Origin of the sequence: Pseudoalteromonas sp. PB2-1 (assembly GCF_045040605.1) — a bacterium.
Lineage (GTDB): Bacteria > Pseudomonadota > Gammaproteobacteria > Enterobacterales > Alteromonadaceae > Pseudoalteromonas > Pseudoalteromonas arabiensis.
In genome coordinates, this window is record NZ_CP090667.1 from 3246110 (window position 1) to 3263002 (window position 16893).

At 44.1% G+C, this 16893-nt stretch carries 11 protein-coding genes; all 11 read right to left on the reverse strand.

Annotated elements, in window-relative coordinates; all coding sequences use genetic code 11:
• Window positions 1–79: 79 nt before the first annotated feature.
• The gene (locus L0Z67_RS15165) at window positions 80–2416 is read right to left on the reverse strand and encodes a fatty acid cis/trans isomerase (protein ID WP_193987887.1); all 2337 of its coding nucleotides are present in this window, start codon (window positions 2414–2416) and stop codon (window positions 80–82) included.
• Window positions 2413–2793, reverse strand: coding sequence for a hypothetical protein (locus L0Z67_RS15170; RefSeq protein WP_062568491.1), 381 nt, complete (start codon window positions 2791–2793; stop codon window positions 2413–2415). Before L0Z67_RS15170 ends, L0Z67_RS15165 begins: the two co-directional genes overlap by 4 nt.
• A gap of 137 nt (window positions 2794–2930) precedes the next feature.
• Window positions 2931–3596, reverse strand: coding sequence for an SDR family oxidoreductase (locus tag L0Z67_RS15175; protein WP_062568490.1), 666 nt, complete (start codon window positions 3594–3596; stop codon window positions 2931–2933).
• 98 nt (window positions 3597–3694) lie between these two features.
• Window positions 3695–4411 (reverse strand): hypothetical protein, encoded by a 717-nt coding sequence (locus L0Z67_RS15180; RefSeq protein WP_062568489.1) that lies wholly within the window; start codon window positions 4409–4411, stop codon window positions 3695–3697.
• Between the two features lie 78 nt (window positions 4412–4489).
• The gene (locus L0Z67_RS15185) at window positions 4490–6286 is read right to left on the reverse strand and encodes an alkaline phosphatase (protein WP_193987888.1); all 1797 of its coding nucleotides are present in this window, start codon (window positions 6284–6286) and stop codon (window positions 4490–4492) included.
• Window positions 6287–6297: 11 nt separating this feature from the next.
• The gene (locus L0Z67_RS15190; protein ID WP_405128208.1) at window positions 6298–7887 is read right to left on the reverse strand and encodes an alkaline phosphatase; all 1590 of its coding nucleotides are present in this window, start codon (window positions 7885–7887) and stop codon (window positions 6298–6300) included.
• 287 nt (window positions 7888–8174) lie between these two features.
• The gene (tuf, locus tag L0Z67_RS15195; protein ID WP_062567544.1) at window positions 8175–9359 is read right to left on the reverse strand and encodes an elongation factor Tu; all 1185 of its coding nucleotides are present in this window, start codon (window positions 9357–9359) and stop codon (window positions 8175–8177) included.
• A gap of 60 nt (window positions 9360–9419) precedes the next feature.
• Window positions 9420–11534, reverse strand: coding sequence for an elongation factor G (fusA, locus tag L0Z67_RS15200; RefSeq protein WP_062568388.1), 2115 nt, complete (start codon window positions 11532–11534; stop codon window positions 9420–9422).
• Between the two features lie 27 nt (window positions 11535–11561).
• Window positions 11562–12032 carry a 30S ribosomal protein S7 gene (rpsG, locus tag L0Z67_RS15205; RefSeq protein WP_054554834.1) on the reverse strand — a complete coding sequence of 157 codons (471 nt, stop codon included), beginning with the start codon at window positions 12030–12032 and terminating at the stop codon, window positions 11562–11564.
• 97 nt (window positions 12033–12129) lie between these two features.
• On the reverse strand, window positions 12130–12504 hold the full coding sequence (gene rpsL, locus L0Z67_RS15210) for a 30S ribosomal protein S12 (protein WP_002958885.1): 375 nt from the start codon (window positions 12502–12504) through the stop codon (window positions 12130–12132).
• A gap of 193 nt (window positions 12505–12697) precedes the next feature.
• Entirely contained in the window at window positions 12698–16870 is a 4173-nt protein-coding gene (gene rpoC / locus L0Z67_RS15215; protein ID WP_062568389.1) for a DNA-directed RNA polymerase subunit beta', read from the reverse strand.
• Window positions 16871–16893 lie beyond the last annotated feature (23 nt).

Sequence of the window (16893 nt, forward strand, 5' to 3'; positions counted from 1 at the left end):
TTTTTATATTCAGTGTAGTATAAAAAGATTTATAAAGCCTATAGCTGTAGGCTTTATAAATCAGACTACTTACTCGTTATTACCTATTCTCTAAGCGGTTGTAATCGAATAGGCCAAACTCAACACCACGGTATTCTTTCGCTGTTTGGTGCAAAATATCACTGTACTGCCAAAACTGCGGATGGGTTCGGCGAATTGCAAACTCACTTTTTAAATCTCGATATGCAGCTTCATCCGTCACTTTTGCAAGTCCAGATGCAAACGCAGCGACTTGCTGTTCATTGTGTAGATACCAAATAGCTTCAGGGTAATCACCAATAAAACCAGGCACAATAGTGACAGTGTCTTCTGCATAAGCACGTTGCCCTTCTTCATTCAACAAGCTCGAAATATTATAGTGAGCATTATGATGAATAAGTGTGTATGCCTTGTGTTTATCGCTGCCATTTTTTACTAACACAAACGATATTTGTGGCAATAGATTCACTGCCTTAACAGGTAAATGATTAATACTGGCTAACGGCTCTGGTACCTTTGTATAGTCAAATCGAGGGCTCAAAACAGACTGCAACTTTGCTTTTAACATAGTGAACAACTCAGCTTGCGGATCTGATGTTTTATAATCAATGCCTGTTGGTTGACTAAACGATAACTCATCTTCGAAGAAGTTAGTTAAGCTAGGTGGCGATTTACGATACCACTGCGCTTTAATTTCCTTACGTTTTGCCTCTGGTAGCAATGCCAAATAATTCGCTTCACCTTCTAAACGTAAAAAGTCCATATATAAACGGGTAAGTAACTGATGGCCTATATTGCCATACACGTCGAAGCCTGCCACCAGCAAATAGTGAATACGTTCAAACAACGCATAATCAAGCACCCACGCTGTTTTTGGCTGCTGGCCTATCCAACCTTTGACAACCGTTGCGCTATCAAAATGACGGAAAACTGTTAGCGCCGCATTTTGGTTATGTCCGTCACCTTGCCAAAGTAGATCCGTTGTTAAATGTTGGCCATTTTCAAACATTTTATTGGCCAGCGCGACTTTTGCCGACAAATACTGGTTTTGACGTTTAGAGTATTTTACCCAACTGGAAATTGGTAAAGCATTACTCTCTTCTTCAGCAGGCAATGCAAGTGCATCTTCGTGCTGTAATAATAACTCACCCACTTTAGGTGTAGCTGCCATTTCAGGCTTAGCAAAAGCCACCCAAAATTGATCATTAATAACATTTAAGGCTATTTGACCACGGCATACAGGCCCTTTTATGAAGCCCATAATTATCAGCTCAGCTTCATCAAGCATAAATTGATAGCGTGAGTTAACAGGGATTGCAGCAAATGCTTTAAATGGGTTTGATGCAACTTCAGGTTTATAACTCGGTAGCTTATTTACCTGATAGTCAGCCTCAATGAATTGCGAATGTAAGCGTTCAAGCTTCTCATCATTAAGTGCTAAAGGCAGGTGCGTTTTCGCTAAAATAGTTGAGCGATCATGCATTAAGCGATAGTAAACTCGTTCAACTTTAGGATCTTCATAAGGACGACGAGTACTTATTACTTTGATATCTTGCCCTGGCGGAGTTGATGAACGCACGAGTTTAAAATAACTATGCTTATCAGCATGCTCAGGGAAGTAAATATGAGCCAAATACCAATGTTCATAAATATAGCGCGCAGCTAGCTGAGCTTTTAGATCATCTTGATTAAAAAATGCCTCCCAACGCTTAACCTGCTCAAGAACATCGGGCTCTGGTGGCTCGATGTGAGCTAAATAGCCCCCCTTTCTTAACCATTTAGCAAGATGCTGAAACTCTTCAGTTGAAATCCCCGGTAAACCATAAGGCATACCACTGTGAGGGTTATTTTTAGCAAATGAATCGAATTCACCCATTGTGGTACAAGTTTGCTCGCGATCAAGGCTGAAATCAAATTCATCGCCTAAAATTGCTTGCGCAGGTAATGGGCTGCTTTGTTTAAGCACTAGGGCATTATAAAGCACACTGCCTGCAAGGTTGGCTTCTTCAGTTTGAATGCGCTCATTGAGCACCGGAGTAAAACCTTTTTCACGCCACTGAGCAGTATCAAGTGCGTCAAACAGTAGTCGGCTAGGCTCCTGAGCAAGTAAACGTGTCCCATCATAAACGCGCTCTTTACTAAGGCCACGATCAATTCCTTCTACTGATGACAGTTTTAACTGACACGGTGCATCATAACAGCCATGGCACACAACACATCGGCTATCAAGCACAGGTTTTACATCCGTTAAAAACTCTACACCTTCAGCTGAGGCTGCAGCGACTACTCGTTCTTGAGGCTGCTCTTTGCCAAAAAGTTCATCGTAATGCGCTGCACCTAAATAAGCACAACCGCTTAATAATATTAAACCAAACAGCGTGGTTAAGGCCTTTTTCATCCTTCTTCCTCACTATCTTCGATGTCATCACCCAAATCAAATGTTGGCATCATATCGACTTGTGGCGATACAAAGCTATGCTCCCCTTCGGTGCTTAACATTGCACTTAGTAAGGGGCCTCGAACAAGGGTTAATTGGGCATCGTGTTCTGTATCAATAAGCGATTGGTAATCAACGCTAAGAACATCAACACGGTAATCTGTCAGCGTTATAGCTACGCTGCTATCTTGCGCAGGGTTTTGACAAAGCTGAGTCAGCAACTCTTCACTGAGCGTGACATGCAAAAGTAAATCTGGGGACTCAATGTCACGACGGTGAAGGTTCTCGTCAAAATAAAAAAGGGGAAGAGTTAAATCGCTATTCTGCTCTAATTCCATGTGCTGCTCTCTACATCGATATGGCTTTCAATTGTACGAGTATAGCAAACAATAAGTTCAAAAATTAGCGAAAGTTATCAGTAGTTAGCAGCAATTTAACCACTAACTACCCTATTTTTAAACAAGGTGAGCTTGCCTTACCAAGGCAAGGTTTCACCATTGGAATGCCAAAAGCCTCCGGTATTACTCAGGTTTAGTTCATCAATACGTTTTATTAAACGCTCTACTGCTGTGTCGGGGCTAATATCACCTGCAAAATTAACCATTTGCGTTTGCACAAACCCAGGATGAAATAATCCAACCGCAATTTTTTTATCTTTAAGCTCGTGCGCCAAACTTACTCCTGCGGCATTCAGTGCAGCCTTAGACATACGATAACCAATATAACCACCAGAACTATTGTCGGCAATTGACCCCATTCGTGATGTGATCATCGCAACCTTCGCATTAAGGCCCAAACTTTGTAGTAGTGCGTGAGTGACTCGAACAGGGGCGATAGCATTCACGTGAAGTTGTTTTTCAATTGCACTAAAGTCCATATCGTCTAAAGTTTCGTTATGAAAAACACCAGCGTTATTAATCAAAATATCAATTTTGTCACCATGGAGGTGATTTGCTAACGTGGTAACATCATCGGCGTTGGCCACATCAATATCACTAATGATTTTGATATCTAATGCTTTAAGCTCTTCACTAGGGGAACGAACAACGGCGGTTACTCGATACCCTTTCGTCACGTATTGCTTGCAAAAATTAAGGCCAATACCTTTATTTGCACCTGTTACCACAACATGCTTTGTCATCACACACTCCTAAAATTATCTTGTATCCTATAACCTTGGGGTTAATAAGAAAAAACCAAGAGCTAAAGCCCATAAGCAATTATGGCCAATAACTCTTATTAATGATGATGTTTGTGTGAGCCTTGTAACTGGTTACCTTGAGCATCATAAAAACCACTGGCGCCATGTTCAACAAAGCCTTGGTTAATCATTTTTGCGAGGAATGGGTCGTTTTCATTGTCGCCAATGTCTGCGTAATCTGTGGTTTGATAGTTATCCCACTCTGCAAACTGTGCCTTCACCTTTTGTTGATTATGATTGCTGGCTGTTAAAACAATTTCACGACTATAGCGTGGTGATGAAATGCGAATTGATTTTAGTAATTTTTGATTCGCAAGCCAGCTTAGCTCTATCTTGCTCTCACCTTGCTGCTTTGTATAATACTCCACCAGCTCACAGCCTTCACCTGTACTTTTCTGGTGCGTCATTGAGGCTAAAAGCTTATCGCTGACTAACTGATACTTACTACTCCAATCTTGCTTGCCTTGCACTTCTGAGGGTTGATACTCAATACCGCGCTGCGCCTCTTGAAAGTAACGAATTGGTCTTATTTGTTGATTCCGTAACTCTTGCCATAATTCAATAAACTGTGGGTTTTGTTTAGCCACTTGATGCGGCGTACGCCAAAGAGTAAAAATGCTTTCTGTGTGCTGTTTATTAGTAATAGTACCTGTCGTCACTTTGTAGTTGGCTTGCGTAAAACCTGTGTTCATGTTGCATTGGCCAGCAACGGCGAGTGGACTCATTAATGTGGCAATTAAGATAGCTGCTTTCACGGTATTCTCTTTTTATCTGCGGTTTTCTATCAATAACTTACAGAGTAAGGGAGGCTCTAAGTGCCTCCCAAAAACTCATTACTGTGCTAATTTAGCATCGGCTTGTTTAACAAGGTCAGCGGCATAATCCATTACATGGAAAATAAGGCTTTGCTCATTAGTACCCGTTACTAAATGCGCGCCAGGGCCTACTGCATACACACCCACATCTTCTGCAGCATGTGTTTCGGAACCCAATGGTACAACAGCCTCTTGGTGGAAGCCTGGTGTTGTTGTGTCAACATCGGTAAGGTCAACGCGACCTGTCACCGGTGCAAAGTTATAACCTGCATCAGCATCGGTTTCATCACCTAGGTCACGGAAACCACCGCCATTGGTATAACCAACCGTTGTGTACGGCATATTATCGGCGGCAAGTGATGGTTCATCACTCCCCACTGGTACCACTTTACCTAGTATTGGGTTACCACGTTTTGGGTAGCCTGCAATGGTAAATACGTGGCTGTGGTCAGCTGTTACGATTATTAACGTGTCTTCAATACTGGTTTTATCAAGGGCAACTTGCACAGCTTTTGAAAGCTCAACTGTGTCGCTTAATGCATTGTATGCATTGCCCGCATGGTGAGCATGATCAATACGACCAGCTTCAACAGTTAAGAAGAAACCATTGTCGTTGTTATCGAGTACATCAATTGCTTTTGCGGTCATTTCAGAAAGTGACGGCTCACCAGCAACATCGTTCGCGCGGTCTGCTTCGTATTGCATATGTGATTCATTAAACAGACCAAATACGCGCTCTGTTGTATCTGCATTGATTGCATCAAAACCTGCTTGGTCCATCACGTACTGACCCGCTGGGTATTTCGCTTTCCATTCTGCAGTTAGGTCGCGACCATCGGTACGGTCGCCTTCCACAGAGCTCACAGCATCTGCTGAGTTAAATGCAGCGTCTTTAGGTAAGAAATGACGACGACCGCCGCCCATCACAACTTCTAAACCATCAACATTTAAGCCGGCATAGCGTGCTTCTAAGTTTGCCTCAAAATTAACTAACTGCGATGCAATATCTTCACAGCCAGCAGTAACTGCAGCTTCAGGCATATCTGATACGTCTTCCCAGTTACGATCTGCCGATTTTGCATACGTTGCAGCAGGCGTTGCGTGTGTAATACGCGCAGTCGATACAATCCCTGTCGACTTACCAGCAATCTCAGCCAGCTCCGTTGCCGTTACCAGCTCATTGCCCGCAACCGTTGCACAGTTGCCACGTTCGATATCTTCATCAACGCCGATAACACCTGCATCGGTTTTTACACCTGATGCCATTGCCGTCATCGTGCCCGCTGAATCAGGTGTTTGCGCATCCACGTTATAGGTTTTAGCAAAACCAGAAAACGGTAAAGCTTCAAAGCTAAGTTGGTGCTCTTCACCTAGCTTACCTTCTAGCTGACCTGCCATAATACGTGCAGCAGTCACGGTCGAAATACCCATGCCATCACCTACAAACAGGATCACGTTTTTCGCTTTACCTGAGTCTTTCGCAACTGCAGCAATGTTTTCTTCGCTAGTAGCCACTTTGACTTGCGCTTCTTTAAACCAGTCATTATCCGTAAGCGGCGCTAGCTGTGCTGCTGTTAAGGTGGTTGCCGGTGCATTACATGACAAAGTTGTATCGGTAACTTCTGCTGAGTCTAATGTACCGTTATCATTGCTATCGGTGCCAGTTAGCGTTTCTGTACCACCGTTTACACACTGCTCTGACCCCACAGCGAGTGTGTTTTCAACCGTTAACGTTTTTGGTGAGTTGTCATCATCATCAGAACAACCCGTTAATGCCACTACTACAGCAAGAGAAATTAAATTTAGTTTTTTCATCGTCGTCGCCATTATTCTTCAATTAGTTCGAGAGCTTGATTAATGATGTGGAAAATTACATTCTGCTCCACAACCCCTTGCGCAAGTTGCGCACCTGGACCTTTCGCATGCAGTGAAATATCTTCACCAGCATGAGTCTCTGAACTTAACGGCACGATGGCTTCTTGGTGATAACCTGGTGCAGTCGTATCAACCCCCACTAAATCAGCGCGGCCTGCAAAAGCAGCGTCGTTATATGATGCATCTGCATCAGTTTCATCGCCTAAATCACGAAACCCTAAACCATTTGCATAACCAACGGTGGTATAAGGCATACCATCTGCAGCAAGACTTGGCTCTTCGCTACCCACTGCAACTACTTGACCTAGGATTGGATTACCACGCTTGGGATAGCCAGCAATCGTAAATACATGGCTGTGATCAGCAGTAACAAGGATTAATGTTTCTTCAGGGTTCGTGTTATCGACTGCTGATTGCACCGCTTTAGCAAATTCAATAGTATCGTTTAACGCGTTATAAGCGTTGCCTGCGTGATGGGCATGATCAATACGACCTGATTCAACAGTTAAAAAGAAGCCTTTTTCATTATTCTTCAATATATCGATTGCTTTAGTTGTCATTTGTGAAAGTGAAGGCTCACCTGCAACGTCATTATCACGATCTGCTTCATACTGCATATGTGATTCGTTAAACAATGCAAAAACTTTTTTCTCATCGCCAACCAGTGCATCGAAGCCAGCTTGGTCCATCACATACTTGCCATCAGGGTACATTGCTTGCCATTCAGCAGTTAAGTCACGCTCATCGGTACGGTCACCTTCAACACTGCTGACAGCATCAGCCGAATTAAATGACACATCTTTTGGTAAGAAGTGGCGACGACCGCCGCCCATTACCACATCAAGACCATCTACATCCGTACCAACGAAACGCGCTTCTAGATTTTTCTCAAAATTAACCAGTTGTGAGGCAATATCTTCACAACCAGCTTCTATTGCATCCGCTGGCATATCTGATACATCTTCCCAATTACGATCAGCCGATTTTGCATAGGTCGCTGCTGGTGTTGCGTGTGTGATACGTGCTGTTGATATTACCCCAGTTGCTAGGCCCTTAATTTCAGCCAGTTCAGTCGCCGTGATTAACTCATTGCCAGCAACTGTCGCACACTTGCCACGTTCAATATTTTCATTAACCCCAATTACGCCAACATCCGTTTTAACCCCTGAGATAATGGCCGTCATCGTCCCCGCTGAATCAGGGGTTTGCGCATCAACGTTATACGTTTTAATTTGCGCAGAATAAGGAAACTCCTCAAAGCTAAGTAGGCCTTCTTCACCCGTCTTACCTTCCATTTGCCCTGCCATGATGCGGGATGCAGTGAGCGTTGAGATACCCATACCGTCACCAACAAATAGAATGACATTCTTCGCTTTAAACGTTTGCTCAGCCTGAGCTACCGCTTCTTTTTTTGTTACTTTAGCTTCTGCGGCACTATACCAATCATTTTGTTTTTGACTATCTGGTAACACGCCCGCATTGGCGGTGGCTGAGAATGCCAACGTTAAGCCAATTGCAGTGGCAATTTTATTAATTTTCATCGTTACGTTCCGTTAGTACGTTATTTTTAAAGAGTTAGAGTGCTAACTAAACTGCACAAGAGTAATCAGCGCGGTTATGGTAAAAAGGTTTTGTTACTTAAAAAGTGACTTTTCATGACGAAATGATGAAACAAAAGAGGAAGCCTAGGGGCAAGTTAAGCTATTAGTTTTAGAGGAATAAAAAGTAGTAGTAATGATGAGTGAATGCTCAACTCATTTTTCTTTAACCATTAAAAAAGGCCGCCTAGGCGACCTTTTTATGAGCTGTGAAGCTCTATCTGTTGATATTACTCAACGATAGTAGCTACAACACCAGCACCAACTGTACGGCCACCTTCACGGATAGCGAAGCGTAAACCTTCGTCCATCGCGATTGGAGCGATTAGCTCTACAGTCATCTTGATGTTGTCACCAGGCATTACCATTTCAACGCCGTCTGGTAACTGTACGTCACCTGTTACGTCAGTTGTACGGAAGTAGAACTGTGGACGGTAACCTTTGAAGAATGGCGTGTGACGACCACCTTCATCTTTAGAAAGTACGTATACTTCTGAAGTGAACTTCGTGTGTGGAGTGATTGAACCAGGCTTCGCTAGTACTTGACCACGTTCAACGTCTTCACGCTTAGTACCACGTAGAAGTGCACCGATGTTCTCACCCGCACGACCTTCGTCTAGAAGCTTACGGAACATCTCAACACCTGTACACGTTGTCTTCGTAGTTTCTTTGATACCTACGATTTCAACTTCGTCATTCACGTTGATGATACCAGCTTCAACACGGCCAGTTACAACTGTACCACGACCTTGGATTGAGAATACGTCTTCGATAGGCATGATGAATGGCTTATCGATGTCACGCTCTGGCTCTGGGATGTAAGAATCTAGTGCTTCTGCAAGCTCAACGATTTTGTCTTCCCACTCTTTCTCGCCTTCTAACGCTTTAAGCGCAGAACCTTGGATTAGTGGTAAGTCATCACCTGGGAAGTCGTACTCAGAAAGAAGTTCACGAACTTCCATCTCAACTAGCTCAAGTAGCTCTTCGTCGTCAACCATGTCACATTTGTTCATGAATACGATGATGTAAGGTACACCAACCTGACGAGAAAGTAGGATGTGCTCACGAGTTTGTGGCATAGGACCGTCAGTCGCAGCAACTACTAGGATTGCGCCGTCCATTTGAGCAGCACCAGTGATCATGTTTTTAACATAATCGGCGTGTCCTGGACAGTCTACGTGTGCGTAGTGACGAGTTGGTGTATCGTACTCAACGTGTGAAGTTGAGATTGTGATACCACGCTCACGCTCTTCTGGAGCGTTATCGATTGATGCGAAGTCTTTCGCTACACCACCGTATACTTTTGCAAGTACGTTAGTGATTGCTGCAGTTAGGGTAGTTTTACCGTGGTCAACGTGGCCGATTGTACCTACGTTTACGTGCGGTTTTACGCGTTCAAACTTTTCTTTTGCCATCTTAAAAAATTCCTATAAAGAAATTAACGCCTGACCCACTATTGGGCCAGACAAGCTAAATCATGTAACAGCGCGAGCTGCAATTATTGCATCTGCAACATTCTTCGCGGCTTCTGCATACTTTAAGAACTCCATAGAGTACGATGCACGGCCTTGTGTTGCAGATCGCAGATCAGTTGCATAACCAAACATTTCAGAAAGTGGTACTTGCGCATTAATTTGCTTAAGACCACCAAATGCTTCTTCCATGCCTTCGATCATGCCGCGGCGACGATTTAAGTCACCAACTACATCACCCATGTTTTCTTCAGGAGTGATAACTTCAACCTTCATTACTGGTTCCAGAAGAGCAGGATTTGCTTCAAGCGCACCTTTCTTCATCGCCATTGAACCTGCAATCTTAAATGCCATCTCATTCGAGTCTACATCATGGAATGAACCATCAAATAGAGTCGCCTTGACGCCAAGTAATGGGTAGCCTGCCAGCACACCTTGAGTCATTTGCTCTTGGATGCCTTTATCTACCGCAGGGATGTATTCCTTAGGAACCGCACCACCAACGATTTCGTTAACGAACTCGTAAGTTGGCGCTTCATCTTCCGAAATATCCATCGGTTCAAGTTTAAGCCAGACGTGACCATATTGACCACGACCACCTGATTGACGTACGAACTTTCCTTCAACTTCAACAGCTGAGCGGATAGCTTCACGGTATGCTACCTGCGGCTTACCAACGTTACATTCAACACTGAATTCACGTTTCATACGGTCGACAATGATATCAAGGTGAAGTTCACCCATACCAGAAATAATAGTCTGGCCTGATTCTTCGTCAGTTTGTACGCGGAAAGACGGATCTTCTGCAGCTAGTTTACCCAGCGCAATCCCCATCTTATCTTGGTCAGCGATTGTGCGAGGCTCAACCGCAACAGAGATAACTGGCTCTGGGAACTCCATACGCTCAAGCGTAATGATTGAGTTCGGATCACACAGTGTTTCACCTGTTGTTACGTCTTTAAGACCAATAGCCGCCGCGATGTCGCCTGCGTAGACTACTTTGATCTCTTCACGTGAGTTTGAATGCATCTGAACGATACGACCAAGTCGCTCACGCTTACTTTTAACTGGGTTATATACCGCGTCACCCTGTTTAACTGTACCAGAGTAAACACGGAAGAAGGTCAAGGTGCCAACGAACGGGTCTGTCGCAATCTTAAAAGCAAGTGCGGCAAACGGTGCGTTGTCATCAGCAGGACGTTCTTCCTCAGTACCATCTTCAACGATACCTTGGATTTGTTTCACTTGTGTTGGTGCAGGCATATATTCAATAACAGCATCAAGCACAGCTTGAACACCCTTATTTTTAAATGCACTACCACACGTCATGGGAACAATTTCGTTTGCTAATGTGCGCTGACGTAAAGCTGCTTTAATTTCAGCTTCAGTCAGGTCTTCACCTTCTAAGTATTTTTCCATCAGTTCTTCAGATGCTTCAGCTGCACTCTCAACTAAGTGAGAACGCCATTCTTCAGCTAATTCCTGAAGGTCTGCCGGAATAGCCTCATAAGTGAAAGTCATTCCCTGGTCTTCTTCATTCCAGTTAATGGCTTTCATCTTGATAAGGTCTATAACACCTTTAAAGTCGTCTTCAGCCCCAATTGGAAGCTGAATTGGAACAGGCGTTGCTCCAAGACGAGATTCCACCTGCTCTACAACCGTTAAGAAGTCAGCGCCTGTGCGATCCATTTTATTTACGAAGATCATTCTCGGAACTTCGTATTTGTTCGCTTGACGCCAGACTGTCTCAGTTTGCGGCTGTACACCAGATGAAGCACAAAGAACAACTACCGCACCATCTAGTACGCGTAAAGAACGCTCTACTTCGATAGTGAAATCTACGTGTCCTGGCGTATCAATAATATTGATACGATGGTCGTCAAATTGAGCGTCCATCCCTTTCCAGAAACACGTTGTTGCAGCAGAAGTGATTGTGATACCACGCTCTTGTTCCTGCTCCATCCAATCCATAGTTGCAGCGCCATCATGTACTTCACCGATCTTATGAGAAAGACCCGTGTAGAACAGAACTCGTTCTGTTGTGGTGGTTTTGCCTGCATCTACGTGAGCACAAATACCAATATTACGGTAACGCTCAAGTGGAGTTGTACGTGCCATATGATCCTCTTAAAGGTTAAGGGCAGATTACCAACGGTAATGAGCGAATGCTTTATTCGCTTCAGCCATACGGTGAACGTCTTCACGTTTCTTAACCGCAGTGCCTTTGTTGTCAGCAGCGTCAACGATTTCTTGAGCTAAACGTAAGCCCATAGATTTTTCGCCACGCTTACGTGCAGCGTCTACTAACCAACGCATACCTAATGCGTTGCGACGTACTGGACGTACTTCAACTGGTACTTGGTACGTTGAACCACCAACACGGCGAGATTTAACCTCTACCTGTGGGCGAACGTTTTCAAGTGCAGCTTCAAAGATTTCTAGGTGCGACTTGCCTGATTTCTCAGCAGCCACGTCTAACGCACCATAAACGATTTTTTCAGCAGTAGATTTCTTGCCGTCTAACATTACTACGTTAACGAATTTAGCAAGAAGTTCCGATCCGAACTTAGGATCTGGAAGAATTTTACGTTGACCTATTACGCGTCTTCTAGGCATTTTGTATCTCCGGTATCTTCAGGTTTGCTCTTTTAGAGTCAATACCCAAAACAATTAATTTAAAAATTTAGTGCTTGGCCTTACTAACGGAGAACCATTAGCCCTTAGGGCGTTTAGCACCGTATTTAGAACGAGCTTGACGACGGTCGCTAACGCCTGCACAGTCAAGTGCACCACGTACAGTGTGGAAACGCACACCTGGTAAGTCTTTAACACGACCACCACGGATTAGGATTACACTGTGCTCTTGTAGGTTGTGGCCTTCACCACCAATGTATGATGTTACTTCGAAACCGTTAGTTAAACGAACACGCGCTACTTTACGTAATGCAGAGTTTGGTTTCTTAGGTGTAGTTGTATATACACGAGTACATACACCACGCTTTTGCGGACACGCTTTAAGCGCAGCTGAGTTACTTTTAGTAACCTTGCTACGACGTGGCTTACGCACTAGCTGGTTAATAGTTGCCATTTAAATAGCTCCTGAAATTAAAATTACTACTGAAAAAATAAAAAAATCCGCCCTGTTTACATGCTCGTTACAAAACGTGCAGGCAAATGGGTGGCGGAATTTTAATGAGCAAAGTTTAACCTGTCAACCTTAACTCATCGTAAGGCAGCAGATAACTGCCTTACGATTACTTAATCTATTGATTAAGCTGAGATTATTGGTTTCCAGAGATATCAGCATTAAGTGCGTCAGTAAGTGCTTGAGTTGCCTCTTCAGCGCTTACTGTTTGCTCTTCGATGATTTCACCTTGCTTGCGACGATTCAAACGGTCTTGGTGATACGCAAAGCCAGTACCAGCTGGGATCAGACGACCCACGATTACGTTCTCTTTCAGACCACGAAGTTCATCGCTCTTACCATTTACAGCTGCTTCAGTTAGGACACGAGTTGTCTCCTGGAATGATGCTGCAGAAATGAAAGATTCTGTTGCAAGTGACGCTTTAGTGATACCCATTAACTGGATTTCAAACTTCGCTGGGATCTTACCTTGTTTCTCAAGTTCACGGTTCGCGATGTTAACGCGTGCCACTTCAACTTGTTCACCGGCTAAGAACTCAGTGTCACCGCCGTCAAGAATGATACATTTACGTAGCATCTGACGAATAATTGTCTCAATGTGCTTGTCATTGATCTTAACGCCTTGCAAGCGGTAAACCTCTTGCACTTCGTTAACGATGTAGTTAGCTACATGAGTTACACCACGTAGGCGTAAGATGTCATGTGGTGACTCAGGACCATCGGCGATAACCTCACCTTTAGACACTTGCTCACCTTCGAACACGTTAAGTTGACGCCATTTAGGGATCATCTCTTCGTATGCGTCACCCTCAGCTGGCGTGATTACAAGACGCTTCTTACCTTTCGTTTCTTTACCGAAGCTGATTGTACCTGTGATTTCTGCAAGGATTGCAGGATCTTTCGGCTTACGTGCTTCGAATAAGTCAGCTACGCGAGGTAGACCACCCGTGATATCACGAGTCTTCGAACCTTCTTGCGGAATACGTGCAAGTACGTCACCTGGGTTTGCAGTTGCGCCGTCTGTTACTTCAATCGTGGTGAATGAAGGTAGACGTGTTTCTTGCAGACCACGCTCATCGCTTTCGATGATTAGTTTCGGCTCTTTCGCATTCGCTTTACCTAGGTCTTTAACAACCACACGTGTTAAACCAGTTAACTCGTCTGTTTGTGCTTCGGTATTTGAGTCATCAATATCGCTGAATGAGATTTTTGACTTGTGCTCAAGAACAATTGGGTGACTATGCGGGTCCCAAGTAGCAACAATGTCGTTACCTTGAACTTCTGCATTATCTTGTACTGTTAACACCGCACCGTAAGGTACTTTATAACGCTCTTTCTCACGACCGAAGCTATCAATGATAGTGATCTCTGTTGAACGAGACGTGATAACAATCTTACCGTCTGTGTTTAATACGTACTTCGCATTGTGTAACTTCAATGTACCGTTAGTTTTAACTTGTACACTGTTTTCAGCAGATGCTCGAGACGCCGCACCACCGATGTGGAAGGTACGCATCGTAAGCTGTGTACCCGGCTCACCGATTGATTGTGCCGCGATAACACCTACTGACTCACCTGGGTTGATGATATGGCCACGTGCAAGGTCACGACCGTAACACTTAGCACATACACCAAAGTCATTATCACAGGTGATAACTGAACGAACGCGTACTTCATCCACTGAGTGCTCTTCTAAAAGATCACACAGTTTTTCGTCAAGCATAATGTTACGCTCAACAAGTACTTCGTTCGTACCAGGAATAACAACATCTTCAGCAACAACACGACCAAGTACACGCTCGCGAAGTGCTTCTACAACGTCACCACCTTCGATAAGCGGTTTCATTGTTAAGCCATCTTCTGTGCCACAATCGTCTTCATTGATTACTAAATCTTGTGCAACGTCTACTAGACGACGCGTTAAGTAACCCGAGTTTGCTGTTTTAAGTGCTGTATCGGCAAGACCTTTACGCGCACCGTGCGTCGAGATGAAGTACTGTAGTACGTTTAGACCTTCACGGAAGTTCGCCGTGATTGGTGTCTCGATGATTGAACCATCTGGACGTGCCATTAGACCACGCATACCCGCTAGCTGACGGATCTGAGCGGCGCTACCACGGGCACCTGAATCGGCCATCATAAACACTGAGTTAAATGAAGATTGCTCTTCTTCTTCGCCTTTCGCGTTGATTACAGTATCTTTTGATAAGTTCGCCATCATCTCACGTGATAAGTTTTCATTTACACGTGACCAGATATCGATAACTTTGTTGTACTTTTCACCAGCCGTTACAAGACCTGATTGGAATTGTTGGTTGATTTCAGTAACTTCAGCTTCTGCTGATTCAATGATTTCTGCTTTAACCGGTGGGATAACTAAGTCATCGATACCGATTGAAACACCTGACTTCATCGCGTAGTGGAAACCGGTATACATTACTTGGTCAGCAAAGATAACTGTATCTTTAAGACCTAGACGACGGTAACACTCGTTTAATAAGCCAGAAATTTGTTTCTTACCTAGGGCTTGGTTGATTAGCTCAAACGGCATGCCTTTTGGTAGGATGAGTGAAAGAATCGCACGACCTACTGTTGTTTCAACAATAGATACTTGCTCAACTGCATCACCCTCTTCAGTACTAACTGTCTCGCTGATACGTACTTTTACGCGTGCATGTAACTCAGCGTTACCGCTGCGGTATGCTTTTTCAGCTTCTTTAGGATCTTTAAATACAGTACCTTCGCCTTTCGCATTAATGCGATCACGAGTCATGTAATAAAGACCTAATACAACGTCCTGTGAAGGAACGATGATTGGCTCACCATTCGCTGGAGATAGGATGTTGTTAGTAGACATCATTAGAGCACGTGCTTCTAACTGTGCTTCAAGCGTTAACGGTACGTGTACCGCCATTTGGTCACCATCGAAGTCAGCGTTGTACGCCGCACAAACTAATGGGTGTAAATGGATCGCTTTACCTTCGATAAGCACAGGTTCGAACGCTTGGATACCCAAACGGTGAAGTGTTGGTGCACGGTTAAGTAATACTGGATGTTCACGAATTACTTCGTCTAATACATCCCATACCTCTGCCACTTCACGCTCTACCATCTTCTTCGCAGCTTTGATAGTCGTAGCCATGCCGCGACGCTCTAGTTTGCCGTAGATAAATGGTTTGAATAGCTCAAGTGCCATCTTCTTAGGAAGACCACACTGGTGTAGTTTAAGCGTAGGACCCACTGTGATTACAGAACGGCCTGAGTAATCTACACGTTTACCAAGTAAGTTCTGACGGAAACGACCTTGCTTACCTTTGATCATATCAGCAAGCGATTTAAGAGGACGTTTGTTAGAACCTGTGATCGCACGACCGCGACGACCGTTATCAAGTAGCGCATCTACCGCTTCTTGTAACATACGTTTTTCGTTGCGTACGATAATGTCTGGTGCTGCTAAATCTAATAGACGCTTAAGACGGTTATTACGGTTAATAACACGACGGTATAGGTCATTCAGATCAGAAGTCGCAAAACGACCACCATCTAGTGGTACTAATGGACGTAGATCAGGTGGCAGTACTGGAAGTACAGTCATGATCATCCACTCAGGGTTGTTGCCTGACTGGTGGAACGATTCCATTAATTTAAGACGTTTAGTGATCTTCTTACGCTTCGTTTCAGAGTTAATTGTTGGTAACTCTTCACGCATTTCAGCAATTAATTGGCCAAGATCAAGTTCACGAAGCAAGTCTAAAACTGCTTCAGCACCCATCTTCGCTTCAAACTCATCACCGTGCTCTTCTAGTGCATCTAGGTACTCTTCTTCACCTAAAAGCTGACCACGCTCAAGCGTTGTCATACCAGGCTCAGTTACAACGAATGATTCGAAGTAAAGTACGCGTTCGATGTCACGAAGTGTCATGTCTAGCATTAAGCCGATACGTGACGGTAATGATTTTAAGAACCAAATGTGCGCAACTGGGCTCGCAAGCTCAATGTGACCCATACGGTCACGACGCACTTTAGTTAGCGTTACTTCAACGCCACACTTTTCACAAATAACACCACGGTGCTTAAGGCGCTTATATTTACCACATAAACACTCATAATCTTTCACTGGGCCGAAAATACGGGCACAGAATAAGCCGTCGCGCTCAGGCTTGAAAGTACGGTAGTTGATTGTCTCAGGTTTCTTTACTTCACCGTATGACCATGAACGAACCATATCTGGCGAAGCAAGACCAATGCGAATTGCATCGAATTCTTCGGTCTTATTTTGTTGCTTCAGAAACTTAAGTAAGTCTTTCACCTTAGCTCTCCTGTCGGAGGTTA